Source organism: Anabaena sphaerica FACHB-251 (assembly GCF_014696825.1).
GTDB lineage: Bacteria > Cyanobacteriota > Cyanobacteriia > Cyanobacteriales > Nostocaceae > RDYJ01.
Genome location: NZ_JACJQU010000006.1, coordinates 230,938 through 256,360, shown reverse-complemented (window position 1 = coordinate 256,360; position 25,423 = coordinate 230,938). Strand labels below are relative to the sequence as shown.

Annotated in this window: 24 protein-coding genes and 1 tRNA gene; 17 read left to right on the top strand and 8 right to left on the bottom strand. The window is 38.7% G+C overall.

The genetic code is table 11. The features are described 5' to 3' along the window. Positions 1 to 218 precede the first annotated feature (218 nt). Positions 219 to 1,223 carry a FecCD family ABC transporter permease gene (locus tag H6G06_RS13545; protein WP_190560866.1) on the top strand — a complete coding sequence of 335 codons (1,005 nt, stop codon included), beginning with the start codon at positions 219 to 221 and terminating at the stop codon, positions 1,221 to 1,223. Positions 1,224 to 1,420: 197 nt separating this feature from the next. Further along, positions 1,421 to 2,197 (top strand): ABC transporter ATP-binding protein, encoded by a 777-nt coding sequence (locus H6G06_RS13540; protein WP_190560864.1) that lies wholly within the window; start codon positions 1,421 to 1,423, stop codon positions 2,195 to 2,197. A 64-nt stretch (positions 2,198 to 2,261) separates the two neighbouring features. Here the strand turns inward: H6G06_RS13540 and H6G06_RS13535 are convergent, their stop codons facing one another. Both H6G06_RS13535 and H6G06_RS13530 read right to left on the bottom strand, forming a co-directional pair. Next, positions 2,262 to 2,924 carry a polysaccharide deacetylase family protein gene (locus tag H6G06_RS13535; protein WP_190560861.1) on the bottom strand — a complete coding sequence of 221 codons (663 nt, stop codon included), beginning with the start codon at positions 2,922 to 2,924 and terminating at the stop codon, positions 2,262 to 2,264. Between the two features lie 69 nt (positions 2,925 to 2,993). After that, positions 2,994 to 3,563 carry a thermonuclease family protein gene (locus H6G06_RS13530; RefSeq protein ID WP_190560860.1) on the bottom strand — a complete coding sequence of 190 codons (570 nt, stop codon included), beginning with the start codon at positions 3,561 to 3,563 and terminating at the stop codon, positions 2,994 to 2,996. Positions 3,564 to 3,841: 278 nt separating this feature from the next. Between H6G06_RS13530 and H6G06_RS13525 the strand changes: the two genes are divergently transcribed. Continuing rightward, positions 3,842 to 4,090 carry a hypothetical protein gene (locus tag H6G06_RS13525; RefSeq protein WP_190560858.1) on the top strand — a complete coding sequence of 83 codons (249 nt, stop codon included), beginning with the start codon at positions 3,842 to 3,844 and terminating at the stop codon, positions 4,088 to 4,090. An 8-nt stretch (positions 4,091 to 4,098) separates the two neighbouring features. Here H6G06_RS13525 and H6G06_RS13520 read toward each other — a convergent pair whose 3' ends face one another. Both H6G06_RS13520 and H6G06_RS13515 read right to left on the bottom strand, forming a co-directional pair. Continuing rightward, positions 4,099 to 4,881 (bottom strand): RNA methyltransferase, encoded by a 783-nt coding sequence (locus tag H6G06_RS13520; RefSeq protein ID WP_190560856.1) that lies wholly within the window; start codon positions 4,879 to 4,881, stop codon positions 4,099 to 4,101. Positions 4,882 to 4,950: 69 nt separating this feature from the next. Continuing rightward, positions 4,951 to 5,032: transfer RNA gene (locus H6G06_RS13515), tRNA-Leu, on the bottom strand. A 354-nt stretch (positions 5,033 to 5,386) separates the two neighbouring features. On the opposite strand from H6G06_RS13515, the gene murA reads away from it, so the two are divergent. After that, positions 5,387 to 6,736, top strand: a complete 1,350-nt coding sequence (gene murA / locus H6G06_RS13510; protein ID WP_190560854.1) for a UDP-N-acetylglucosamine 1-carboxyvinyltransferase — start codon at positions 5,387 to 5,389, stop codon at positions 6,734 to 6,736. A 144-nt stretch (positions 6,737 to 6,880) separates the two neighbouring features. Here murA and H6G06_RS13505 read toward each other — a convergent pair whose 3' ends face one another. Both H6G06_RS13505 and H6G06_RS13500 read right to left on the bottom strand, forming a co-directional pair. Further along, on the bottom strand, positions 6,881 to 8,194 hold the full coding sequence (locus H6G06_RS13505; protein ID WP_190560852.1) for a HEPN domain-containing protein: 1,314 nt from the start codon (positions 8,192 to 8,194) through the stop codon (positions 6,881 to 6,883). A gap of 138 nt (positions 8,195 to 8,332) precedes the next feature. Next, positions 8,333 to 11,200, bottom strand: a complete 2,868-nt coding sequence (locus H6G06_RS13500) for a CHAT domain-containing protein (protein WP_190560850.1) — start codon at positions 11,198 to 11,200, stop codon at positions 8,333 to 8,335. Between the two features lie 436 nt (positions 11,201 to 11,636). On the opposite strand from H6G06_RS13500, the gene H6G06_RS13495 reads away from it, so the two are divergent. The 9 genes from H6G06_RS13495 (at position 11,637) to H6G06_RS27045 (ending at position 18,794) form a co-directional block, all read left to right on the top strand. After that, positions 11,637 to 12,818: a leucine-rich repeat domain-containing protein gene (locus tag H6G06_RS13495; RefSeq protein WP_190560848.1), complete on the top strand. Its 1,182-nt coding sequence runs from the start codon at positions 11,637 to 11,639 to the stop codon at positions 12,816 to 12,818. A gap of 171 nt (positions 12,819 to 12,989) precedes the next feature. After that, a complete protein-coding gene (locus H6G06_RS13490) occupies positions 12,990 to 13,865 on the top strand; it encodes a M48 family metallopeptidase (protein ID WP_190560846.1) in 876 nt (291 codons plus the stop codon). Positions 13,866 to 14,005: 140 nt separating this feature from the next. Then, entirely contained in the window at positions 14,006 to 14,647 is a 642-nt protein-coding gene (locus tag H6G06_RS13485; protein WP_190560844.1) for an alpha/beta hydrolase, read from the top strand. A 144-nt stretch (positions 14,648 to 14,791) separates the two neighbouring features. Continuing rightward, positions 14,792 to 15,004 carry a protein IsiD gene (gene isiD, locus H6G06_RS13480; protein ID WP_190560842.1) on the top strand — a complete coding sequence of 71 codons (213 nt, stop codon included), beginning with the start codon at positions 14,792 to 14,794 and terminating at the stop codon, positions 15,002 to 15,004. A 483-nt stretch (positions 15,005 to 15,487) separates the two neighbouring features. After that, positions 15,488 to 16,699: a bifunctional phosphopantothenoylcysteine decarboxylase/phosphopantothenate--cysteine ligase CoaBC gene (gene coaBC, locus H6G06_RS13475; RefSeq protein WP_190560840.1), complete on the top strand. Its 1,212-nt coding sequence runs from the start codon at positions 15,488 to 15,490 to the stop codon at positions 16,697 to 16,699. Positions 16,700 to 16,780: 81 nt separating this feature from the next. Beyond that, complete coding sequence (locus H6G06_RS13470) at positions 16,781 to 17,878, top strand: hypothetical protein (RefSeq protein ID WP_190560838.1); 1,098 nt, start codon at positions 16,781 to 16,783, stop codon at positions 17,876 to 17,878. Between the two features lie 164 nt (positions 17,879 to 18,042). Then, complete coding sequence (locus H6G06_RS13465) at positions 18,043 to 18,360, top strand: hypothetical protein (RefSeq protein WP_190560836.1); 318 nt, start codon at positions 18,043 to 18,045, stop codon at positions 18,358 to 18,360. A gap of 5 nt (positions 18,361 to 18,365) precedes the next feature. Continuing rightward, positions 18,366 to 18,560, top strand: a complete 195-nt coding sequence (locus tag H6G06_RS27050; RefSeq protein ID WP_199306690.1) for a PIN domain-containing protein — start codon at positions 18,366 to 18,368, stop codon at positions 18,558 to 18,560. Between the two features lie 36 nt (positions 18,561 to 18,596). Continuing rightward, positions 18,597 to 18,794: a type II toxin-antitoxin system VapC family toxin gene (locus tag H6G06_RS27045; RefSeq protein ID WP_199306689.1), complete on the top strand. Its 198-nt coding sequence runs from the start codon at positions 18,597 to 18,599 to the stop codon at positions 18,792 to 18,794. A gap of 65 nt (positions 18,795 to 18,859) precedes the next feature. On the opposite strand, the gene H6G06_RS13455 is transcribed toward H6G06_RS27045, so the two are convergent. Beyond that, positions 18,860 to 20,062, bottom strand: a complete 1,203-nt coding sequence (locus H6G06_RS13455; RefSeq protein WP_190560834.1) for a phosphoglycerate kinase — start codon at positions 20,060 to 20,062, stop codon at positions 18,860 to 18,862. An 88-nt stretch (positions 20,063 to 20,150) separates the two neighbouring features. Here H6G06_RS13455 and H6G06_RS13450 point away from each other — a divergent pair, with 88 nt between their 5' ends. Next, on the top strand, positions 20,151 to 20,558 hold the full coding sequence (locus H6G06_RS13450) for a universal stress protein (protein WP_190560832.1): 408 nt from the start codon (positions 20,151 to 20,153) through the stop codon (positions 20,556 to 20,558). A 227-nt stretch (positions 20,559 to 20,785) separates the two neighbouring features. Then, positions 20,786 to 21,109: a DUF1825 family protein gene (locus H6G06_RS13445; protein WP_190560830.1), complete on the top strand. Its 324-nt coding sequence runs from the start codon at positions 20,786 to 20,788 to the stop codon at positions 21,107 to 21,109. Between the two features lie 89 nt (positions 21,110 to 21,198). Here H6G06_RS13445 and H6G06_RS13440 read toward each other — a convergent pair whose 3' ends face one another. After that, positions 21,199 to 23,121 (bottom strand): PBP1A family penicillin-binding protein, encoded by a 1,923-nt coding sequence (locus tag H6G06_RS13440; RefSeq protein WP_190560828.1) that lies wholly within the window; start codon positions 23,119 to 23,121, stop codon positions 21,199 to 21,201. Positions 23,122 to 23,294: 173 nt separating this feature from the next. On the opposite strand from H6G06_RS13440, the gene tyrS reads away from it, so the two are divergent. Next, positions 23,295 to 24,491: a tyrosine--tRNA ligase gene (gene tyrS, locus H6G06_RS13435; protein ID WP_190560967.1), complete on the top strand. Its 1,197-nt coding sequence runs from the start codon at positions 23,295 to 23,297 to the stop codon at positions 24,489 to 24,491. 44 nt (positions 24,492 to 24,535) lie between these two features. Beyond that, positions 24,536 to 25,243, top strand: coding sequence for an orotidine-5'-phosphate decarboxylase (gene pyrF, locus H6G06_RS13430; RefSeq protein ID WP_190560826.1), 708 nt, complete (start codon positions 24,536 to 24,538; stop codon positions 25,241 to 25,243). Positions 25,244 to 25,423 lie beyond the last annotated feature (180 nt).

Genomic DNA, 25,423 nt, shown 5'->3' with positions numbered 1-25,423 from the left:
CTAATTCTAGTATTCCCCATCCATAAGCAAAAATCTCTAATATTTGTTAAATTAGGCTACATTCATTATTTTTCTGGCAACACCTAAACTGTATTAAAATATAAATGTGATTTTCGCAAATGAAAGATTGTCAAATCATGATTTACATTTTTTTGCATCCTGAAACAGAAGCAACTTCTCAATTTATTGACTGTTACACTCTCTACTGCAAATAAAAAATGCAGAAAATTTTCACAAAATATCGTCTACTCTGGGCTATTTTACTTATTTGTAGCGCCTTGGTTATCACTTTTTTCGTTTCCCTTTCTCAAGGTGCTGTTCCTTTAAATATGTCCGATTTTTACCAAGCTTTGATACGAGAAGGCGACCCTATTAAACAAACTATTCTTTGGGATTTACGTCTACCTCGTATTGTTGCAGCGTTGGTTGTGGGTGCGGCTTTGGGTATGTCTGGCGCTCTTTTACAGGGGATGTTACGTAATAGTTTGGCTGACCCTTTTATCTTGGGAATTTCTGCTGGTGCTGGGTTAATTGTGATTATTATGATTGTTTTGCAAGTCTTCCCAATGGCAATTCCTTTGGCTGCTTGGTTGGGGGCAATTTTGACTTCTGCTCTTGTTATTTTCCTCGGTCGTGCTGGTGGGGGAATTTCTGTGGAAAGGTTGATTTTAGGAGGGGTTGCTGTTAGTGCTTTGTTCGGTTCTGTGCAGAGTACGTTGTTATTAATGGCGGAAGATGGACAGGTACAAATTGCGTTAAGTTGGTTAGTTGGTAGTTTAAATGGTCGCGGTTGGACGGAAATTTCTACTGCTAGTCCTTATATTATTGTAGCTTTGTTGTGTGGATGTTTGTTGGCGCGATCGCTCAATGTTTTGGCTTTGGGTGATGATTTAACTGTAGGGTTGGGTGTTTCTTTATTACGTTCGCGTTTATTAATTGGCGGTATTGCCACTTTATTAGCCGCAGGTGCTGTGAGTATCGCTGGTTTAATTGGTTTTGTCGGTTTACTTGTTCCCCATGCGGTCAGGTTAATTGTAGGTACAGATAACCGTTTTGTTTTGCCATTTTCAGCTTTAGCCGGTGCTTGGTTATTGATGTTTGCAGATTTATTAGCGCGACTCGGTGCGGTAGAACTTCCTGTAGGTTCGGTGACTGCTTTGTTAGGTTCTCCTTTGTTTATTTGGTTGCTGTATCGTCGCTCAGGTGGTTTGGGTAAATTATAAACTTACAGGACTTACACAAAATATCTCTTAAACCTTCTTACCTTCGTGTCCTTCGTTCCTACCCTATGCCTTCGGCACGCTTCGCGAACGGGAACACCTTCGGTGAACGTGGTTCATTCTTCCGTGACTTGTGCGTAAGTCCTAACTTAAATGCAAAGATTTCTTACTTTTGACCTTTGACTTTTGACTTGTTAATTATGCCTTTAGAATTACAAAATCTCACTGGTGGTTATACTGTTTTACCAATTGTTAAAGATGTCAATTTATCTTTGCAAACGGGAGAATGGTTAAGTTTAGTTGGTGCTAATGGTTCGGGTAAGTCTACTTTATTAAAATTAATTAGTCGTATTCTTTCTCCTCAACAGGGAGTAATTTTACTTGATGGTAAAGCTATTCATTCACAACCCCCTAATTTAGTAGCTCAAAAATTGGCACTTTTACCACAACAACAACCTATTCCTGCTGGTTTAACTGTGCGTCAATTGGTAAGTTTAGGAAGGACTCCCCATCAACCTTGGTGGCAATGGGAATTAACTGGTAATGATCAACAAATAGTTGAGATAGCAATTCAAAAAACACAACTTGAAAATTTTAGCGATCGCTTGGTTGAAGAACTTTCTGGAGGTGAAAGACAACGGGCTTTTTTAGCTTTGGCTTTGGCACAAGAACCCAAGGTATTATTATTAGATGAACCGACTACTTATTTAGATATAAATTATCAACTTCAGTTATTAGAATTACTCAAAAATCTCAATCAATTACAACAATTAACCATCGTCACAGTTTTACATGAATTAAATTTAGCTGCCCGTTATAGTTCTCGCATTGCTTTATTAAAACAAGGTCATCTTTGGGAAGTTGGTACACCGGAAACTGTGCTAACACCACATAATATTGCTGAAGTTTTTGGTGTAGAATCTTTAATTATTAACACTCCTGTCGGTTTACAGGTTTGTGCAGTTTCTCCTTTATGAAAATCGCTTTTAAAAAGGAGAATTGGAGAATTTTATCCCCCCTTCTCAAGGGGGGTTGGGGGGATCAACGCCATAACTGATCAACTGTGACAAATTGATAGCCTTGTTTTAATAGTTGGGGAATTAAGATTTTGATAGTTTCTGCCACATCTTGTCCACCACAAACCCCATCATGTAATACTATCAGTGATCCTCCTGTTACCTGTTCCAGCACTCGTTTAACAACAACAGATACACCAGGACGCACCCAGTCTTCTGGTACAACACTCCACATTACTGGTCTATAATTCCATTGTTGAAATAATTTTAAAGTTTTGGGTGTAAAAAAACCATTGGGAGGACGCACATCGCGGACTTGTTCAGGTTCTAATTCACAAGCATTGTAAATAGCAACTTGGGTTTTTTCTAAACTCTGTTTAAGTTGAGTTGAGGACAGGGTGGGAAAAGAATGATGTTCATAACCATGTAACCCTATCCAATGTCCTCTATCTTTCACAGCTTTGGCAATATGAGGTGAACGGTTGACACAAGCACCCAACCAGAAAAAACTAGCTGTTATGTTGTAACGTTCTAAAACTGTCAATACTTGGGGTGTGTATTGAGGATGAGGACCATCATCAAACGTGAGTGCGATCGCTTTACTGTTACTATCCCCATTCCAGAGACAGTGGGGAAAACTGAGTTGAAGTATGCGATAAACTATCGGAAATAGAGGTGCAAACTGCATCTTAAGTCCTCGTGAGTCCTCGTGTAGCTGCTATAGCTGCTTGTTTGAACCTACATCTTAGCAGTCCTGTTAATTAACCTTACTCAGCTTCCGATATTCCCAAGGATCAACAAATTTTTTATCACTCCAAACACCAATCTTTTGCTGTTGTGCTTGTGTTTCGGCTTGTTGGACTATATCTTTACTAGGACACTTGCTTAAATAAGGACGATAAACTTTAGCTAAACCTTCCTGTAACAAAATTTGTTGAACCAAAGTTCCATCTTTTAAACGCACTTCTGCAACTTTTCTACCATAGCGATCGCTCTCTATAATATTCAACTTGACGCGATTTCCTGACTGTTTTATCAGTTCCTCTACTCGTGTTTGTGCTTTTACACCCCAATTAAATTGATTCATATCCCGAACCTGTCTACTACTCTTTTCCTTTTTGGAGTGAGGTACTTCTGGTGCATCCACACAAGCAAACCGGACTGTAAATTTCTGATTATCAGTACCTATTAACGCCACTGTATCACCATCACTCACCCTTTCCACAAGATCACCAGCAGGAGGAAATAAGCTATCACACCCCATCAAACTGACAACAATAACAACTGTACCCAACCCAATAACAACTTTTTTAATTAATTGATTCATGTCTACCACCCTCCAAACTATTTAGTTCTCAGTTATCAGTTGTCATTTGTCAATCTGTTAACTGATTGGTTAAAAATCCGTCGCAGCAGTTTTGGCTTCCTAGCAATCCTACTGATTTGGCAGTCAAGCCTGTTAATGTGTAAAATTGATACTAAATTAAATATGGTCAGCAGATAGCTATCATAATAATTTTATTAATTTTATATTGCTCAAATTGACGAGATTAGCAACTGTAATCCACAATTCAACTCATAAATAATAATTCTCCCATCAAGATTATGAAACCTATTAACCACCATCAGCGTTGCGCTGCTGCTCAAGAGTTTCAGCAATCCCTCACTCAGTTAGAAGATATCTTGCAGGTAAATTCCACTGAGAATCAAGTGATATCAGAAATTGAAACCAGTAACGCCTCTCACAAACCAAACAGTAAAAACACGGAAAATATTGATCTAGCTGCTTTAGAAGATGCAGTTGCTGACATTGAACAATATTTGGCACAGAAAGACAAAAAACAGAAAAGTTAAGAACTGAATCACCCATAAATTTTTTGTCTTTGGGCTTCATATAACATTAAAGCTGCTGCGATCGCCACATTCAAGGATTCTACTCCAGGACTGAGGGGAATTTTAACTTGGGTATCCGCCATTGCTGCTAAATCATCTGGTAAACCAGCACCTTCATTTCCCAGTAAAATCAAACTAGGTTTGCGCCAATCTACTTGCCAATAAGTTAAACTGGCAGTGGGTAAGGTAGCAATTACCTGCATTCCCGCCTGCTGACATTGTTGGACTGTCGCTTTTAAATCTTCACTCACTGCCTTATTTAAACGAAACCACTGCCCAGCAGAGGCACGTAAAACCTTGGGGTTATCTAAATCGACACTATCATCACTCAACCATAAACCAGACGCACCCGCAGCGGCCGCAGTCCGAATTATAGTTCCCAAATTACCTGGATCTTGTAGAGTTTCCACAGCTAGAACCAACCCCGTCAAAGGAACTTGGGCTTCCTCTTCACCCCGTTTTGCAGTCGCTACCACACCATCTGGTTGTACTGTGGTGGCGATCGCTGCTAAAACTTCTTCACTGACTATTTCTGCGCGATCGCACTGATTACAAGCCACTTGCCATAATTGAGGATGTGCGATTTGCCATTGAGGAGTACAACATACCACCTCTAAAGGGTAATTCACCGCACAAGCTTCTTCCAACAAGTGCGTACCTTCCAGTAAAAATAACTGCTGCTTATGCCTCTCTTTGGTAGAGTGCAGCTTGCGGATTTGCTTAACTAGGGAATTTTGTAAACTGGTCAACACAATTTTAGATTTTAGATTTTGGATTTTAGATTGATCTAAAACCAAAATAAAGAACATCAAAACAAAATATGCGGAACCCGGGACTTGAACCCGGAAGCCTTGCGGCACTAGAACCTGAATCTAGCGCGTCTGCCAATTCCGCCAGTTCCGCTGGCATTAATATCTTATCACCAATTTCCCATTATTGCTTAAATATTTCAGATTGTCAATATAATTCTTCATAGGGAACGGGGAATAGGGAACGGGGAACAGGGAACAGGGAACAGGGAACGGGGAATAGGGAATAGGGAATAGGGAATAGGGAACAGGGAATAGGGAATAGGGAATAGGGAATAGGGAATAGGTTACAACTAACTAATGACTAATGACCAATGACTAATGACCAAAGAAAATGTAGACAAACCAACTCTTTACTGTAGAATCGAAACCAACTTCAAACCTTTATTATTACTTATTTGTTGGAGGTAGGCTTATTAATTCTTCTAGCGGCTTACCAGATGGCAAGTTGCCACCCGAAGCAGACTCCTCAGTCTTGCAAATTTGGGGTGGACATTCTTTGCAAGGTCATGTAAGAATTAGCGGGGCAAAAAATTCAGCATTGGTGATCATGGCTGGAGCTTTGCTTTGTTCAGGAGATTGTCGTATTCGCAACGTCCCCTTATTAGCGGATGTAGAGCGCATGGGACAAGTTTTATCAGCTTTAGGTTTGTGCTTAACCAGAAAAGGTGACATTTTAGATGTCAATGCCAGGGAAATTAGCACATCCAAAGCGCCCTATGAACTTGTCACCCAACTGCGAGCCAGTTTTTTTGCCATCGGTCCAATTTTGGCGCGACTGGGAATAGCACAGATGCCACTACCGGGGGGTTGTGCCATTGGTGCTAGACCAGTAGATTTGCACGTCAGAGGGCTGCAAGCAATGGGCGCGGAAGTGCAAATTGAGCATGGTATTTGTAATGCCTACGTTCCTGGTAGTAATGGCAGGTTGAAAGGAGCGAAAATTTACTTAGATACTCCTAGCGTCGGTGCAACCGAAACCTTGATGATGGCAGCTACCCTAGCCGATGGGGAGACTATCCTTGAAAATGCGGCCAGAGAACCAGAAGTAGTAGATTTAGCTAACTTCTGTAATTCAATGGGAGCAAAAATTCAAGGTGCAGGCACAAGTACCATTACCATCGTTGGTGTTGACAAATTACATTCTACTGACTACAGCATTATTCCTGATCGCATTGAAACAGGAACTTTTTTACTCGCTGGAGCAATCACTCGCTCGGAACTGTTACTGTCTCCAGTAGCACCGGATCATTTAATTCCCGTCATTGCCAAGTTGCGAGATATTGGCGTACCTATCATTGAGGAAAGCTCAGACTGTTTGCGCGTTTTGCCAGCAAAAAAACTCAGAGCTACAGATATTGATACTTTACCTCATCCGGGTTTTCCCACAGATATGCAAGCGCCATTTATGGCATTGCTGACTTTGGCGGAAGGTGACAGCATCATTAATGAATCTGTGTTTGAAAATCGTCTGCGTCATGCTTCTGAGTTAAATCGCTTGGGGGCAGATATTCGCGTTAAAGGTAATACTGCTTTTGTTCGTGGTGTGCCAACTTTATCCGGCGCACCAGTAATAGGCACAGACTTGCGGGCATCCGCAGCCTTGGTTATTGCTGGACTAGCCGCAGAAGGACAAACCACTATTCAAGGATTAAATCACCTAGATCGTGGTTATGATCGCCTGGATATGAAGTTGCAGCAACTAGGAGCAAAGATTATCCGTGTAAATAATGAAGCATCAGTTGATGCAGAGTTACATACGAATAATAGTAATCCCACAGCTTCAGTATCTATCTAGAGTTAGGGGATTTGGTATTTGGTTACTTAATGGCGGATTTTACCTGTTGATGAAATATCAAGTTGGTAACTTTCGCCATTAATTTACTTTTTTTTGATGAATGCAATTGCATTCCCTGAATGTATTTGTTTTATAAGAACTTATTTAAAATCTAGGCTCAATGCCAAAATATCCGTTTTCCCAAAACTTTGGATCTTTGTATAAACTGCTTTTTGACTGATTTAAGAAGTAATTAATCACATAACGTAGAATTTCACAAGCTTTTTTAGCAGCTTCATTTAATGAAAGTTTTTCTTCACCAACTTTACAAGGCTCTTTAGGTATACCACCATGAGCTATTGTACTGCGTATATCATACAAATGTTTTGCAACTTGATATTTCTTTAAACGTGTTTCTGGATTATCAAATAAGGTTGAATAATTTAGTGAGAAGCGAAACTTTATTTCTGTTTCTTTTTGCATTGATGCAAGAAGAATGGCTTCTAATCCTGCGACTGCATCAAGAAGTTGATCTTTAGAATGTATACGTAACTCTGCATCAGCCAGTTTTGTAAATGCTCTTTCTAATGGTTCATCTAATTTGGAAAAAATTAATTTTGCGTGGTTTTGAAATCTTTCAACATCGCGTTCTAATAAATAGTAGTTTCCAATAGGTATGTGTAGACCACCATACATTCTAGTTATAGACATTATGGGAGAAAATTTAACGGTTTTGAATGTAATACATTCGTAACCAACAGATCCTCCTTGAAATGTGTTTAATGCCAGAACAGCCTTATCTAGATTTTCTCTCGCTACATTTTTTGTGGTCTCTAGGTCAGAATCATTATTAAATCTTTTAACCTCTTCAAATTCACCTTCTATGACAAAATCATTAATATCAGATACACGATTTAATCCGGGTACATATCGTGAGGGTGAATCTTTATAAATATTACTAACTTCCTTTTCACTTAGTTGTCGAATAACGATATCATCAGTTAGAGTAATCTTTTGCAAATCCATCTTAAAGTTAAGTAGTATTGCTGTATAGCGAAACCGAATATTAGGTTTATCTACAAAATCAGCAAATTCTTGAATAATGATACTGATCTGTTCATCATTAACATTGAAAGTATTATATCTATCCCAGAATTCACCTAAAATATCTCTTATAATCATTGATGAATCATGTAATATATTGGTAAAACCAAAGCTTTTGAAACCAACAAGGTTTTCATATTCAGGATAGTTTTTGCGAAAAATCTGTGTGAACTCTATTCCAAGTTCGTCTAATAATTGGCGATGCTTAGAAAACAGATAATAATTACTAAGACGATTTACATAAGAACCTTGCCAACCATTGGAAACTCTGCGCCATTCAAGGTATGGTTCAGTATATTCATTCGCTGATGAATTAAAAGCACCTAAAGATTTAGTAATAGCATTCTTTAGAGCAACTACAACTTCTTCTTGCATAATTTGAGCAATCTACACTAAACTTAAATATTAATTGTAACCAATTATGATACATTATGGGTAGAGGCATAGCGTGATATTCCTAATACCTGTATAAGTAATATTGATAATTACTTACTAAGAAAACATCAAAAATTTCTACAACCCATTACCAACTAAAATAAAACTTGACCAATAAAAAGGATGACTTAACTGTGCAGTTAAATCACCATTTATAGGTTTTGGTACAGAAATACGTCTAGTTTCACCTATATTTCCATAGTTTCCTGTAATCATAGCAATTTGAGCTTGACGCAGTGCTTCAGCTTTTGTAATATTTCCTTGTTTCAGAACTGCATAAAAAGCATTCATTAAAGCTTGTGTACCACCATCATCTACTGACCATAAAGAAGCTATAGCTGCCCTTGCACCAGTTTGTTGTATTTGATAACCAAAACCTAAGATTTCCCTCCCATCTCCCAACTGATCACCTAGTCCTGTTTCACAAGCTGAAAGTACAAATAAATCTACATTTGGTAAACGCCAATTTTTTATATCTCTTAATGTTATGCGATCGCCATTACCCAAAACAATAAATGATTCTTCCGGTTGTCCAGGGGTAAATAAAGCATGAGTCGCTAAATGTACCACAGAATAATCATTCATCTCGAAAACAATATCTTGATTAAATTGTTTATTTAAAACTTTTCTAGTATTAGGAATAGTTTGAGCAAGGGTTTCCACTTCCTTACCAGCGAAGGCTAAACCACTGTAATATAAATCCTTATCTCCCACTTTAAAAGTGTACTCACCTTCACTAAAAGCAGCAGCTAAAATATTTAACTGACTTTGCGGTTTGGTGTTCAAATCAGTCAGACTAACAGCAGTGATATTATTAATACGAAAACGCTCAACTAACCATTGCTTACCATCATACAGAGCAGCTAAAGGAATATAACGCAATTGTCCATCAGGGGCGTAAATTATGGTTTTGGTCTTTGCTTGAGCTAAATCATTTTCTAATGGTTTAATCAACCAATTGTATAGTTTTTGCGCCTCATCTTTAGGACTACGGATAGGTGTACCTAACTGAGAACGAAATTCAGTAATAGCTTTATTTAGTTCTTCCCGTTTGACAGAAACAGTACGACGTAAAGGAGGAGCATAAGGAGAAATTAATACTAATTCTAAACGATCTTCTAATACAAAAGGATAGATAATTACGGCATCTTGTTGAAGTTTTTTCAGGTTATCTTGCAACGTGGTAGCATAAGCATTTAAATCAATTGCTTGACCTTGGGTAGTGCTTTGAAGTTCCGCTATCCATGTTTTCACCTGGGGACTTTCTAGAAATGCTGTAAACTGTTTAGTAATTTCTTGTTCATTTTTTCTTAATTCGATGATACGCTGTTTTTGTTTTTCTGTCCTTTTATTAATAGAAACATTTTCCAGTAAAGCTAGTTCTTGACCTTGAGAAATTGCTTTATTTATTTGTGCTGAAATTCCTGTTATAATCTGCTTTTCTTGAGGGCGTTCTGTAATTCCTTGAGTAGTATTTTTACTTCCCCGTATATTATTTAAATAATCCGATAATTCCTGAACTTTGAGTAAATCTAATACTCGCTGCGCTTCTAAAATGCGATTTTCTCTTAATAATAAATCAGCTAAATTTCTATAATCTTCTGCAATGGTTTCAGTATAAGATTGTCGTTGCTCTTGGGATAAACCTTTAATATTATTTCTAATTCCTTCTCTCACATTCACTGATTTTTTAAAAAACACAATTGCTACTTGTGGTTGGTTTTGTTTTTCTAACAAATAACCAAGACTACTCAAAACTTTACTCTCGCCTGCTTTGTAGCCAACTTCCTGAAAAAGTGTTAAAGATTGTTGATAAAAATTACCTGCTAATTGATATTTACCTTGTTGGAAGTAAACCTTACCAATACTATCTAAAATCACTCCTTGAGAAAGTTTATCTCGCAGTGATTTAACAATCGTTAAACCTTGCTGTAAAAACTTTAAAGATAGGTCATATTTTCCTTGATCAAGGTGAACAAGTCCAATATTATTAAAAGTCAATGCTTCTAATAATTTCTTTTCTTTTTTGTTCTTAACTCCTGGAAGTTTTGCTAAAGATTGTTGATAAAAATTTAAGGCTAAATCATATTTTTTCAAGCGATAATAACTATTACCAATGGCGTTGATATTTCTTACTTCTGAGCCAATATTATTTTTTTGAGCTAACTGTAACGCTTGCTGATAGCTATTTAACGCTCGTTCATTTTCTCCTAAAGATTGATAAATTTCTCCCATGTTAAAAAACACAGTCCATACCCAAGGAACTGTTTCTACTGGGTTTGTGGTAACTTCTCGAAAAACTGATAAAGATTGTTGATAAAATTTTAAAGCTGTTTCATATTCTCCTAAAGTATGATGAATCATACCGATTTTGTTAATGATGAAACCTGTTTGAATTTTTACATCTTGTAAATCCAGTTGTCCCTTTAAATCTTGTAAATCTAGTTGTCCCCTGAATTTTAAAACTTTTTGTAATTTTTCTAATGCTTTTTGATATTGTCCTTGTTCGTAAAGTTGGCGACTTTGTTCACTTTCAATATTCATGATTTTAATAAGGGTTTCTGTTTCACCCTTACTATCACCTAACTCTTGTTGAAGTTTTAATACTTGTTGATAATAATTAACTGCTTGCTGGTATTTTTTTTCGCTGTTATATATAAATGCTAGATAATCCAATGTTTTAGTAATTCCAGGTTTATCTCCTATTTTTTGATATGCTTGTAAAGTCTTTTTAAAACCATTAATAATTCTATCATAACCTCTTGTATGTATGTGACTCTTCCTCCATAAATAAATTGTTTCTCTCAATAACCGATCAGCTTGTTCTTTCTGTGTTTGGTTACTCACTTCTTGAGCGAATACAGGATCAAAATTATTGGAGGGTGTTAAGAAATATCCAGATATTAGGAAAGTAATTAAACTGAGATTTGCTAGATTTAGACGCATAGGTTTAAACTGTGTAATTTGATTTTTTCTAATTAATAAAATGTACCAATATTTTGATATAATTGAACCACGTTCGCGGAGCGTGCCGGAGGCATTAGGGCGCAAAGGACAAGAAGAAAAAAGAAGAGAGTTATTGTAGGTTGAGTTAAGCGATAGCGCAACCCAACAGATGCTGATAAATGTTGGGTTATGCCTTGCCTTCGGCACACTTCGCGAACGTTCCTCAACCCAACCTACACAATGATATTTTTGGCTTAACTGAAAACTATTGGGTTTAAAGTTGGTATATTCATAATATTTCATGGTTCATAGTTCATGGTTAATAAATGTTAAGAAAAAGCTAAGAAAAATTATTGGTTTAAATTATACCCATTAGCATAGCAGGTGATTTAGAATACGGCAAGATCAATATTTCAGGAAAATGGGTATATCAATTATGAAATTAACTAGGGTGTTAGTTCTCGTAATGAGTATGTGGGTAGGTGGTGGATGGGGAGTTGTTAAAGCTGCTCAACCTCCCAGGGAAAGTGATTTTATAAGGTTGTGTAAAGAACAGGCTGATTTATCGGCAGATGCGAGAATTACGGTAGAATTATTATTAGCGAAAGCCAAAACAAATGATTGTGATTTAGCTGCCAAAAATTTGTTAAATGTCACACAACTTGATTTGATAAATCAGCAACTTGTTGATTTAAGTCCCTTGTCAGGTTTCACAAATTTAGAATCATTAAATCTTTCCGGTAATGAAATTGTTGATATTAGTCCCTTGGCAGGGTTAAAAAATCTCAAAAAATTGGATATTAGCAATAATCAAATTACTGATATTCGTCCTTTGGCAACATTAAAAAATCTTAATGATCTGTATCTGGCAAGAAATCGCATCAAGGATATCAGTGTCATTAAAGGATTGACAAATTTAGAGTCTTTGTTACTGTTTAATAATGAAGTTGTTGATATTAGTGCTTTATCTACATTGAGAAATTTAACTTCGCTAATTCTCGATAAAAATTATATTACTGAGATTAGTTCTCTCAGGGATTTGGTGAAATTAACGGGTATTTCTTTAGAAGATAACCAAGTTAAAGATATTTCTGCTTTAGCTAAGTTGACTAATTTAACTCAACTGGAATTGACGTATAATCAAATTCAGGATCTTACTCCTTTAGCAAATTTGCAAAAATTAAAAAGGCTGGGTTTAGAAGGTAATCAAATGGTCAATGTTAGTCCGTTAAAAAATCTCACTAACTTAAATATGCTATTTTTAGGAGATAATAAAATTAAAGATGTGAGTCCTTTGGGAAACCTGAAAAGTTTAAATCGGTTGATTTTGACTTACAATCAAATTACAGATGTTAGTCCTTTAGCAAATCTGAATAATTTGCAGATGTTGGTATTGCGTTTGAATAAAATTAAAGATGTCAGTTCTTTAGGAAAAATGACTAACTTAAAGGAACTTGTTTTAGAAGATAATGAAATCACAGATATTAGTGCTTTATCACAACTTACTAGCTTAACGCTTCTCAATCTCGATCATAACAAAATCACAGATGTCACTCCCATATCAAAACTCAGTAATTTAAAAGATGTGAGTTTTAAAGGTAATCCAATTGTGAAATAATGGTAGAGGCGAAGCATTTACACTTAAAGATTATGAAACAAAGTGGATATATCCCCGACTTCTTGAAGAAGTCGGGGATCTGGGGATTCCGTTTTTCAGCAAGCCCTACTTATCTTTTGCTTATCGCTATACTATCTATGGGAATTATATTTTTTATTCATTGCCATCATTATGTCTTTAGTTAAAACTTCTCTAATTGGTTTAAAAGCTGACTCATTCCGCCATCCTCTAGACCTGGAAGCAACGAAAACTCTCAAGCAAATTCCTGGGATAGATATGATGGTGCGAAATTGGCTTGGGCCAATGGCTGAACAGGTTTTTTATGTAGAAAATATTGCGTCTAGTATTTTGGTTGGTGAAAAACAACTACCAGATTTACACAAGTTATTGTTAGATGCTTGCAATATTTTAGATATTGAGCCACCCCAGTTGTATGTCCGTCAACATCCTGCGCCTAATGCTTATACTTTTGCGATGAGGGGTAAGCAGCCGTTTGTAGTGCTGCACACTTCTTTGATTGATATTCTCACACCAGAAGAAATACAAGCAGTTATTGCCCACGAGTTGGGACATCTTAAATGTGACCACAGTGTTTATTTAACACCTGTGAATTTATTAGTTTTAGCAGCAGGAATTTTACCTAATGTTGGTGCTGTTTTAGCTCAAGCATTACAGGCACAATTATTAGAATGGGTGCGTTGTGCTGAGTTTACTTGCGATCGCGCCGCTTTGTTAGCTACCCAAAACCCCAAAGTTGTGATGTCAGTGTTAATGAAGTTAGCCGGCGGTTCTCCTACCTTAGCACCCAAGCTAAATCTCGATGCCTTTGTTGCCCAAGCTCGTGCTTATGATGATATCAGCAAAACCGAACTGGGTGTCATGGTGAAAGAAGCCCGCACCGCCCAATTAAGTCACCCTGTACCAGTATTAAGAGCGAGAGAAATTGACCGTTGGAGTAGTAGTTTAGACTACCAGAAATTACTGCAAAATCACGGTTTTAAGGACAAGAGTGAAACTGCACCCAAGGGAGGTTGGCGAAATTGGTAAATACAGGGAATAGGTGACAGGTGACAGGTGACAGGTGACAGGTGACAGTAAATAATTAATTACCAATTACCCATTACCCATTACCCATTACCCATTACCCATTACCAGCCTAAACTAGATAACTAGCAATTTGGGTGATTATGAACAAAACATTAGATTTCATCAGAGTTTCGCCAAACACAGAGCAAACACCATCCGCTTTAATCGTCACGCTACACGGTTGGGGTGCAAATGCTCAGGATGTGGCATCTTTATTGCCTTATCTCAACTTACCTGATTATGAATTTTTGCTTCCCAATGCACCTTATCCATATCCATACACTGACACAGGGAGGGCATGGTATGACCTGCGAAATGAGAATATGTATCAAGGATTGATAGAAAGTCGCCAATTATTAATTGATTGGTTGCACTCTTTAGAGATTAATACTGGAGTGCCGTTATCGCGGACTATTTTGAGTGGGTTTTCTCAAGGTGGTGCGATGACTTTGGATGTGGGATTAACCTTACCCCTCGCTGGTTTGGTGGTGATGAGTGGGTATTTACATCCTGGTGTAGCCACCCTAAATAAAAGCAGTTTTCCGCCCACATTAATCATGCACGGAAGACAAGATGAAGTTGTACCCTTGTCGGCTGCTATCAAAGCCAGAGAGGTGGCACAAGCATTAGGAGTGGCAGTAGATTATCATGAATTTGACATGGGACATGAAATTAATTTGCAAATGTTGGAGGTACTGCGAAATTTTGTTATCAAGACAATTGCTGATGAGACCAAGTTATAAATTTTTTACAATTTAGAATGAAAATCAGCAAAATGTTTACAAATTTGATGGCCACTAATGAGTAATATAGATTGGGTGGAAGATTTTTAGCGCAACTCCACCTTAAGCTGAATGCGAATGCTGCAAAAGGGAGGGGCAAGTATTATGACAACTCTAAGCATTTCTAAGAAAGAAATTGCTGCCATGACAGCAACAGATGTAGAAGATTTGGCTACGCGTCTGGAATTAGATAATTACAGCAATGCTTTTGAGGGTTTGAATGATTGGCATCTACTGCGAGCAATCGCGTTTCAGCGTCCAGAATTAGTTGAGCCTTATATCCACCTTTTAGATTTAGAACCCTACGACGAAGCATAGAGATTTTAGATTTTCACTTGGAAATAAACATCTCACGGTATTTTAGCGTGCGTCACAATGTATAAATATGACGCACTTTATTCATTTTTCCGATTTTCTACACTCAGGTGAGTTAATACAAATTGCAAATAAAGTTGTAAATGATCAACTGCTAATCTTAATTAAACGCAGATAAACGCAGATAAAGGCAGATGAGCAACAGATGATACAGCAGGAGTCAGGAGTCAGGAGTGAAACTGGCTTTGTGTATAGGTTTCAATTTAGATTCTGTACATCATTGATCTGCAATCTGCTGTATAAGAAATTAATCAAGTAATTAATTGGTTGCTTTTGGCTATAATCGGTCATATTTGGCTAGATTATTGGACATCATCAAAATGATAGATATTAAGCAAATCGATTAATTCTCAAATAAAAATCCTGTAAATCCTTAAATCCTGGACATCCTGATATGGCTTACGCCACGCTACGCTATCAGACAAAATGCCATCATCTGTAAATCCCCAATCAAAAAAAGTTCTCGTTGCTATAGGCGGTGGTATTGCAGCCTATAAAGTCTGTGAGTTGGTTTCTACTTTGTTTAAATCTGGGGTAGAAGTACGAGTTATTCTCACCAATTCTGCTCAAGAGTTTATCAAACCTTTGACTTTTGCTACTTTATCTCGTCATCAAGCTTATACTGATGATCATTTTTGGCAACCAAATTATGAGCGTCCTTTACATATTGAGTTGGGGGAATGGGCTGATTTAATTGTCATTGCGCCTTTAACTGCTAATACTTTGGCGAAGTTAGCTTATGGGATGGCAGATAATTTGCTGACAAATAGTGTCTTAGCTTCTACTTGTCCCGTATTGTTAGCACCGGCAATGAATACGGATATGTGGGAACAGGTAGCGGTGCAAAGAAATTGGCGACAGGTATTGACAGATAATAGATTTTGTGGTATGAGTACGGGGTCTGGGTTGCTGGCGTGCGATCGCATTGGTGCTGGTAGAATGGCAGAACCCGCAGAAATATTTGTTTATATTCAATCTTTATTACACACCCAAGGAAACCGAGATTTAAGCGGGAAGCGGGTTTTAATCAGTGCTGGGGGAACGCGAGAATATTTAGACCCGGTGCGGTTTATTGGCAATCCTTCGACGGGTAAAATGGGATTAGCATTAGCACAGGCAGCTTTGCATAGAGGCGCACAGGTAACATTAGTGCATTGTCCAGCGAGTTGGGATGTACCTTTGGGAGTGGAAGCAATTTCTGTAATTAGTGCAGACCAAATGCAGCAGGTAATGTTAGAGCGTTTACCCAATGCAGATATCATTATCATGTCAGCCGCAGTTGCAGACGTAAAGCCTAAAGATTATAGTACCGAAAAATTGCCCAAGCGATCGCTTCCCGAAAGCTTACCCCTTGCACCAGTACCGGATATAGTTGCTGAAATCGGAAATCGTAAACAACCCCATCAATATTTAATTGGTTTTGCAGCACAAACCGGGGATATTATTACTCCTGCAAAAGAGAAATTGCAAAGAAAGAAATTAGATGCAATTGTAGCGAATCCTATTGATAAAGTAGGGAGTGGTTTTGGGAGTGATAATAATCAAGCGGTGTTTTTAGATAAAGAAGGAAGAGAGGTAGAAATCCCGGCTTGTTCTAAGTTGGAAATGGCGCATTATTTGTTTGATTTTGTTGTTTAATGGAATAAAATCACATTTTTATTTTTGCTAGGACTTTTGAAAATGACAGTGCATCTACCTAACCTTGGCATCAGTAGCTGTATGAGAGCAATATCATTACTTCAAGAGTATCCTCAAAGCATTGTTGGTAGTTTTTGGATTATGTGTGGGTTGGGTTATCTATTAGATTATGATGGTAGTGAAATACCTGATTGGTGGATTGATAATCTTGATGAAGACAATCAAGCACAAGGTATTATTAATGCCTTTGAAAAAGGTTATTTTCAGGGACTTACAAACCCTCTAGCCGGAGGATATTGTATTATTATTGTTGCTGACTCCTCTAATCCTGCTCACTTATCTTATGTAATAGCACGCCTCATAATGCGGGAATCTGAGGGAATCAATTTATTAAGAATAATGGCACGCTATAATATACCTGCTCATACAGAAGTTATGTATCCTGATGAGTTTTTAAGTTTACGTTACGGTGAAAAACATCCTAGCTATCAATATCTTAGAGAAACAATAGATCATTGGTCTGTTCAAGTTTGGGAAGATTACTGTAGTTTTCTAATGTCAGAACATGGTCAAGGGATGTTTTATGACTATTGTAAAAAAATCAACGCAGTTAAAGATGAAGTCAAAGCTACGGTAGAGAAAGGTACTAAACCTCTAGTTTTAACAGAAGGAGAAACTGATCCAATTTATATTAAAACAGCCTTAGAATTATTAGGAGAAAAGGAAATTTTAGCACAAGTTGATATTGAATGGGTAGGAATTTCTATAGGTAAAGGAAAAAGTATAAATACTGGTGATGGTGGTTTGAAAAATACTAGAGATGTTCTTCTTTCTAACCCTAAATTCTTAACTAGAAAAGTATTATTAATTTATGACTGTGATACTGATAAATCTGATGAAAATCATGAACAATTAAAAATCAGAAAAATCCCCCAACAAAAAAATCGAAAAGTCAAAAAAGGTATTGAAAATCTATTTCCTGATCATTTATTCACAGAAGAATTTTATTTGCCAAAAACCAAATATGGAGATTATGGAGAAGAAAACCAAATTCAAGAATTTCAAAAAAGGAAGTTTTCTAAATATATTTGTGAAGAAAGGAGACAGGCTGAAGATTTTCAGGATTTTAAAATAATTATTGATTTTATCAAAGATTGCTTAGGGACAATTACTTATTGATCGAAATTATAGTAAAAATATTACCTAACAATAACATGATGTATATAATCTCAATAAATTCTTGATTACTACTAGAGGGTTTAGGCTTTTGTAATGATGTATGCTAAAATAAAGTAGAGTTTAGTTGATTTTTCCAAAAAAACTATTTATGGAGGTTAGTGAAAATGCTAAACAATCAATCTATTACCGAAATGACTTTACAAGATTTAGAATCATTGATTGATAGAATTGTTGATCAAAAAATTAATCAGATTAATGTTGCTAAAAACAACATGGAGAAAAATATTTTCGCATCATTGACAACTGATGCTGCTATAAGTCTCCATGAAGAAATTTTAAAAGATTTTCATCCATTAGTTCAATCTAATGGTATTTTCAAAGACGATCCGCTTTTTGATGATTTTGTAGAAGAAATGGCTAAAAATCGCCGTGAATTAGATGCAGAAATGGCTGCTTATGAATCTTCTTTAGAGGAGAACTAAGCAGCGTGAGCAGATATATTCTTGATACTAATATTGTGACTCTTTCTCAACACGGCAATTCTAATATTGCTCAACGCGCTAAATCTGCGGGAATTTCCAATATATTTATTACAACTGTCACACTTGAAGAACAATTGAAAGGTAGATTAGCAATTATTAGTAAATCTGCTACTAAACCAGAATTGTTACCAAGAGCTTAACAGAATTTACTAACAACCCAACGTTATTTTTGTCAGATGAATTTATTAGATTTTAATGAAGCAGCTTGTGAGTGCTTTAAAAAACTGCGTCAGCAAAAAATCAATACAGGTACACAAGATTTAAGAATAGCTGCCATAGCTTTAGTTAATGATGCAATTTTAGTAACTCAAAATTACCAAGATTTTATTAAAGTTCCTGATTTAAAAATGGAAGATTGGACTGTAAATCTATAGTTAAACTTTGATGGAATGAAGGACAAAGAAAGATTTTATTCTTCATCCTTCACCCCTATTAATAATTACGCTTCATCTAAAGCTGCAATACCAGGTAAAACCTTACCTTCCAACAACTCCAAACTAGCACCACCACCGGTAGAAATGTGGCTCATTTGATCAGCCAAACCTACCTTTTCCACAGCCGCTACAGAGTCACCACCACCGATAATGGTAGTTGTGCCGGTTTTGCCAATTTCTGCTAGAGTATGAGCGATCGCTTCAGTACCCGCAGCAAACTTATCAAACTCAAACACACCCATAGGCCCATTCCAAATCACAGTTTTACAATCAGCCAAAGCCTCTTGGAAAACCTTCACAGAATCAGGGCCAATATCTAAACCCATCCCATCAGCAGGGATATTTTCAATGCTGACAGTGGTTGCATTTGCATCAGGAGCAAACTTATCTGCGGAGACAATATCTGTAGGAAGCAACAAAGCCACACCACGTTCTTTCGCCTTAGCTTCTAAAGCCTTCGCTAATTCCAGCTTATCTTCTTCTACCAAAGACTTACCAACACTCAAACCACGGGCTTTGTAGAAGGTGAAAATCATCCCACCGCCAATGATGAGCTTATCGCACTTTTCTAACAGAGTTTCAATTACACCGATTTTGCTAGAAACCTTAGAACCGCCGATAATAGCCGCCAAAGGACGCTTAGGTTCTTCAATTGCACTTTGTAAATATTGCAATTCCTTCTCAACCAAATAACCAGCCACAGAAGGTTTGAGGAACTTAGTTACACCCTCAGTAGAAGCATGGGCGCGGTGAGCAGTACCGAAAGCATCATTTACATAAAAATCAGCATTTGCTGCCAATTTTTGAGCAAATTCAGGATCGTTCTTTTCTTCTTCTTTGTAGAAACGGACGTTTTCTAGTAACAGCACTTGGCCATTTTGCAAAGCTGCAACCTTAGCAGCCACATCATCACCAATGCAGTCATCAGTCTTGACAACTTCTTGCCCTAACAACTCAGAAAGGCGTTTAGCAACTGGAGTTAAACGTAATTTGTCATCTACACCCTTGGGACGGCCGAAATGACTTGCTAGAATGACCTTAGCTCCCTTCTGCGTCAAATCTTTGATTGTTGGCAGCGCAGCCCGAATGCGAGTATCGTCAGTAATGTTGCCTTGATCATCCACAGGCACGTTAAAATCAACCCGCACCAAAGCACGTTTACCAGATACATCCGCCGCAGATAAATTTGCTAAACTTTTTTTCGACACAGCCAAACCCTCCTGATTACCTTTTTGTTATTGTTTTGAAAGTATAACCATCAAGATTTTACCGGAGTGCGGGGTGCTGAGGTGATTTATGTTTAAAACAGTTCTGTTTCCAATTGATCAAAGTCGTGAAGCACGGGAAGCTGCTGACCTAGTTACCAAGGTTGTGCAACAGTTTACTAGTCGTCTAGTATTGCTGTCAGTAGTGGAAGAACCAGCCCCAGAAGCACCTGCTGGCGATCCTATGGTGTCTCCAGAAGCGGTTGCTAAACTGCTGGAAAATGCCCAAGCCTTATTTTCTCAGCAAGGTATCACCGCTGAAGTCATAGAAAGACAAGGTAAACCTGCTTTTACTATCTGTGATGTTGCTGATGAAATCGGGGCAGATTTAATTATTATGGGTTGTCGCGGGTTAGGACTGACTGAGGAGGGATCAACTGATAGTGTTACAAACCGGGTGATTAATCTCTCACCTTGTCCTGTATTGATTGTGCCTTAAGTCAGGGAACAGGGAATAGGGAACAGGGAACAGGGAACAGGGGAGATTAATACCCAATACCCAATACCCAGTCTCCAGTCCCCAGTCCCCAGTCAAGTAGTGAAATTTCGGTAAAAAACCGTACTTCAAGCGAAGCTTGTTCTCTAGATTAGTTCACTAGACTAAAATAGAATTAGAGGCAAAACTTTAAGTTACTGAGTACAAGCACTCAGTTAAATATAAGCAAAATGGGATTCTTTGATTCTGAGATAGTTCAGCACGAAGCCAAACAGCTGTTTGAAGATTATCAAGCACTGATTGCGCTTGGCAATAACTACGGCAAATTTGACCGCGAGGGCAAAAAGCTGTTTATTGAGCAAATGGAAGCGATGATGGATCGATATCGCATCTTTATGAAGCGTTTCGAGCTATCAGAAGACTTCATGGCGCAAATGACTGTACAGCAACTAAAAACTCAGCTAAATCAGTTTGGTGTCACACCACAACAAATGTTTGAGCAGATGAATATGACTCTGCAAAGAATGAAAGCTGAGTTGGAAAAACAGGTATGACTAGGGACTGGGGACTGGGGACTGGGGACTGGGAAGAATATTTCTATTATTCGTGCCTTCTGTCACCTGTCACCTGTCACCTGACTCCTTTAATTTGACTTAGGACGAGGAAACTGAGAAGGTGACTTAAACTTCTCTACTGGCACATCCTTGAGGGCTTTGACCATAAAATCACGCCAGATGGGAGCAACCATACCCCCACCTGTCGCACCGCTGGATAATTGTTGGTTGTCATCTCTTCCCACCCAGACAGCAGTTGTGAGTTGTGGTACTGTACCCACATACCAAATATCTTTTTCTGAGGAAGTTGTTCCCGTTTTTCCTGCTGATGGTCGGTTTAGGGCTGCGCCTTTACCCGTACCACTGGTAACTACAGATTCCATTACATTGATAATTGCTGCTGATGCCCAAGAATCAAGAACTCGCTGGGGTTTAGGTGTGTTGTCGAGTAACACATTACCAGTGCTATCTGTAATTCGTGCAATTACTGTTACCGGCGATTGCCAGCCATAATTAGCAAAAGTAGCGTAGGCACTAGCCATTTCTAGGGGAGTGACACCAATAGCACCCAAAGGTAAGGATGTTACTGGTTCCATCGGACTCATAATGCCTAAAGTCCGGCAGGTTTCAATTACTTTATTCATCCCTATAGCTTTACCAAGCTTAATTACAGGTATATTTCGAGATTGGGATAAAGCAGTACGAATGGACATTGCGCCGCTAAAACCACCATCATAGTTTCTGGGAAAATACCACCCGTTACCGTCTCGGTAGCTCACTGGGGAATCTATCACTGTGCTGTCTGGTCCATATTTACCAGTAGCAAAGGCAGCATAATAAACAAAAGGTTTAAAAGAAGACCCTGGTTGTCTTTGAGCTTGGGTAGCGCGGTTAAACTCACTGGCTTTAGAATCTACACCACCGACTAATGCCTTAACAAAATGTGTGCGGGGGTCAATTGCGACTAAGGCAATTTGGTTTTTACGCAACCCTTGACCAAGTAAATTTTTATGCCACTTATTCACAGTGTCTTCTGCCATGATTTGGAATTTGGCATCCACAGTGGTTTGCACACGCATCCCGCCTTTGAGCAGTGCATCACGTCCAAATTTTTTCGCTAATTCTTGGGCTACGGTATTGCTGATATAAGGTAGGGCGCTACCTTGAAATGACCTAATTCTACCTAGTTTAATTTCTTGCTTGAGAGCATCATCATATTCTTTTTGAGTGATCCACTGCAAGTCCAGCATCCGCCCCAGCACTTCTTTTTGTTTTTGTTTTGCCTTTTTCATACTCGCAAAAGGGCTAAATTCTTCTGGGGCTTGGATCAAACCCGCCATCATGGCTGACTCACCCAGAGTTAAAAATTCTGATGATTTATTAAAGTAACTGCGAGCCGCTGTTTGTACACCGTAGTTATTATGACCCCAATATACTTGATTGAGGTACATTTCTAAAATTTCGTCTTTGGCAAGAATTTGTTCTAGTCGAATGGCTAACACTGCTTCTGCTAACTTGCGAGTAAAGGCTCGTTTGTGAGTCAAAAATAGGTTTTTTACCAACTGCATGGTGATGGTAGAACCGCCTTCTTTCACACCACCTGCTACCAAGTTTACTACTACAGCCCGACCCACACCAGCAGGGTTAATGCCGTGGTGACTGTAGAAGTGACCATCTTCACTGGCTAGTACAGCCCGTTTGAGATTGGGGGAAATTCTATCTAGGGGTACAACTTCGCGGTTAGCTTCACCGTGGACACTTGCTAATAGTTTACCTTTAATGTCATATATGTGGGTAGTTTCTGTGGGGGAAAAGCTGCGTAACTGTCTCACATCTGGCAAGTTGCGGAAACTGATGGCCAGTCCGACCAGTCCCCCCGCTACAATGGAGCTTGTCAGCAGTGTCAGAGATAGGAGAGTAGCACCAGTTACCTGACCTACTCCTTTAAAAAATTCAAACCCAGATGAAGCCTGGTCTTGGGGGTGCTTGTTTTCAAAAGTCCTAGAAGACACGGTGGTTTCACTTCCTCACTAGTAAATATAAATGTAATTGATGGAATGGAAAAAGGCGGTTAATTTTTTGCAATTATAGTAGTTTGGCAGAACAGAAAACGGATAATTTGCCAGTGGACATTACCAACCTAATTTCTAAAGTGCAAAGTGTAGTTAATAGTGAATCTTATAGTATGGCGCAAAATTTCTCTTGGCTACATCGTGGTGTGGCAGAAATTTTTCCTCAACCCCATGATGCTGATAGTGAAACTGAAAGTTTGGAAAAGCGGTTACTCAATGCTGACCGTCCTTTAAGGATCAAGTTGGGTATTGATCCGACTGGCGCGGATATTCATTTGGGTCATAGTATACCAGTAAGAAAACTGCGTGCTTTTCAAGATGCTGGTCATAAGGCGGTTTTAATTATCGGTGATTTTACGGCTCGGATTGGTGATCCAACGGGTAAGTCTGATGTGCGTCGTCAACTGACTGAGGCTGATGTGGCACAAAATGCCCAAACTTATCTTGATCAAGTGCGTCCTATTTTAGATTTTGACACACCCGGCAGGTTGGAGGTGCGTTATAACTCGGAATGGCTTTCCCGTCTCGATTTGGGAAAAATTCTGGAGTTGCTTTCTACGATGACGGTGGGACAGATGTTAGCCAAGGAAGGTTTTGCTGAACGTTATAGGAAAGAGAATCCCATTTTCCTCCATGAGTTCCTGTATCCTTTAATGCAGGGCTTTGATTCTGTGGCTGTTGAGGCTGATGTGGAGTTAGGGGGAACTGATCAAAAATTTAACATTGCTGTGGGTCGAGATTTGCAACGTCATTTTGGTCTCAATCCTCAGTTTGGGCTGTTAGTACCAATTTTAATTGGTACAGATGGTGTACAAAAGATGTCTAAGTCTTTAGGTAATTATGTGGGGTTGTCGGAACATCCTTCCCAAAAGTATCAAAAACTGCAAGGTGTGCCAGATAATTTACTGTCACAGTATTTTGAATTGTTGACAGATTTACCTTTAGATAGCTTGCCAGAAAACCCGCGCGATCGCCAGGAGTTTTTAGCTTGGGAAATTGTCAGGCAGTATCATGGGGAACAAGCTGCTAATGAGGCTAAGGAAGCTGCAAAAAGTGGTGGCAAGGAAGGGGCATTACCTGAATTTTCTCTGGCTGCTGTTGCTCAATTTCCGGCTAAATTAGCTTTTATTCTCGGCGCTACTGGTTTATGTAAAAGTACCGGGGAAGGAAAACGAAAAATTCAAGAGGGGGGTGTGCGTTTAGATGGTGAGAAGGTAGCTGATGCGGATCTGACTTTTGCTGCACCTGGGGATTTATCCGGTAAGGTTTTGCAGGTGGGTAAGAAGAATTTTGTCCGTTTAGTAGAGTGATCGGGGACTGGGAAGAATAACCAATGACTAATGACTAATGACCAATGACTAATGACAAAATTATCGTTCCTTTAGATGTTCCAGATTTGGCAAGTGCGATCGCTCTGGTGGATAAACTTCCCCAAGTCACTTTTTGGAAGGTTGGCTTGGAGTTGTTTACCAGCACGGGTCCACAAATTCTGGAAATTCTTAAATCTCGACAAAAGCGAATTTTTCTAGATTTGAAATTTCACGATATTCCCAATACTGTCGCTGGTGCTTGTCGTGCTTCTGCTGGTTATGGAGTAGATTTATTGACAATCCACTCAACTTGTGGTATTGATTGCCTGAAAGCGGCGGCTGAAGCGGTGCAGGTAGGAGCAGAAAAAGCAGGTACTCAACCACCCAAGTTAATCGCTATTACTTTGTTAACTAGCATTTCGGCGAGAGATTTGGCGTTTGATTTAAAAATTCCTCTGGAATTGCCGGAATTTGCTTTACAGATGGCGCTTTTAGCTCAAAATTCAGGTTTAGATGGGGCGGTTTGTTCTCCCCAAGAGGTATCACAACTGCGGGAAAGTTGCGGAAAGGACTTTTTACTGGTTTGTCCGGGGGTGCGTCCAAGTTGGGCTGAAAAAGGTGATCAAAAGCGATCGCTCACTCCTGCTCAAGCTGTTCAAGCCGGGGCTGATTTTTTGGTGATTGGAAGACCTATTACTGCTGCTCCTGATCCGGTTTTGGCTTGGGAAAGGATTTGTGAGGAGGTAAGTTAGGTTACTATGTTTTTGTTTCGCGCAAAGGAAGAGAGAAACGAACCACGTTCACCGAAGGTGTTCCCGTTCGCGAAGCGTGCCGAAGGCATAGGGTAGGAGCGAAGGACACGAAGAGAAGAGGGTTTCAGAGAAATTTTTCGCTGGTGTTTTTTGATTTTTGTGGGGTGGGCATCTTGCCCG

Bases quoted from the DNA above. Each gene is read 5' to 3' on its own strand.
- coaBC (WP_190560840.1), top strand. From the start codon at position 15,488: ATGCCATCATCTGTAAATCCCCAATCAAAAAAAGTTCTCGTTGCTATA.
- H6G06_RS13445 (WP_190560830.1), top strand. From the start codon at position 20,786: ATGGGATTCTTTGATTCTGAGATAGTTCAGCACGAAGCCAAACAGCTG.
- tyrS (WP_190560967.1), top strand. From the start codon at position 23,295: ATGGCGCAAAATTTCTCTTGGCTACATCGTGGTGTGGCAGAAATTTTT.
- H6G06_RS13540 (WP_190560864.1), top strand. From the start codon at position 1,421: ATGCCTTTAGAATTACAAAATCTCACTGGTGGTTATACTGTTTTACCA.
- pyrF (WP_190560826.1), top strand. From the start codon at position 24,536: ATGACTAATGACAAAATTATCGTTCCTTTAGATGTTCCAGATTTGGCA.
- H6G06_RS13530 (WP_190560860.1), bottom strand. From the start codon at position 3,563: ATGAATCAATTAATTAAAAAAGTTGTTATTGGGTTGGGTACAGTTGTT.
- H6G06_RS13470 (WP_190560838.1), top strand. From the start codon at position 16,781: ATGAGAGCAATATCATTACTTCAAGAGTATCCTCAAAGCATTGTTGGT.
- H6G06_RS13450 (WP_190560832.1), top strand. From the start codon at position 20,151: ATGTTTAAAACAGTTCTGTTTCCAATTGATCAAAGTCGTGAAGCACGG.
- isiD (WP_190560842.1), top strand. From the start codon at position 14,792: ATGACAACTCTAAGCATTTCTAAGAAAGAAATTGCTGCCATGACAGCA.
- H6G06_RS13535 (WP_190560861.1), bottom strand. From the start codon at position 2,924: ATGCAGTTTGCACCTCTATTTCCGATAGTTTATCGCATACTTCAACTC.
- H6G06_RS13505 (WP_190560852.1), bottom strand. From the start codon at position 8,194: ATGCAAGAAGAAGTTGTAGTTGCTCTAAAGAATGCTATTACTAAATCT.
- H6G06_RS13490 (WP_190560846.1), top strand. From the start codon at position 12,990: ATGTCTTTAGTTAAAACTTCTCTAATTGGTTTAAAAGCTGACTCATTC.
- H6G06_RS13500 (WP_190560850.1), bottom strand. From the start codon at position 11,200: ATGCGTCTAAATCTAGCAAATCTCAGTTTAATTACTTTCCTAATATCT.
- H6G06_RS13465 (WP_190560836.1), top strand. From the start codon at position 18,043: ATGCTAAACAATCAATCTATTACCGAAATGACTTTACAAGATTTAGAA.
- H6G06_RS27045 (WP_199306689.1), top strand. From the start codon at position 18,597: ATGAATTTATTAGATTTTAATGAAGCAGCTTGTGAGTGCTTTAAAAAA.
- H6G06_RS13485 (WP_190560844.1), top strand. From the start codon at position 14,006: ATGAACAAAACATTAGATTTCATCAGAGTTTCGCCAAACACAGAGCAA.
- H6G06_RS13545 (WP_190560866.1), top strand. From the start codon at position 219: ATGCAGAAAATTTTCACAAAATATCGTCTACTCTGGGCTATTTTACTT.
- H6G06_RS13525 (WP_190560858.1), top strand. From the start codon at position 3,842: ATGAAACCTATTAACCACCATCAGCGTTGCGCTGCTGCTCAAGAGTTT.
- H6G06_RS13495 (WP_190560848.1), top strand. From the start codon at position 11,637: ATGAAATTAACTAGGGTGTTAGTTCTCGTAATGAGTATGTGGGTAGGT.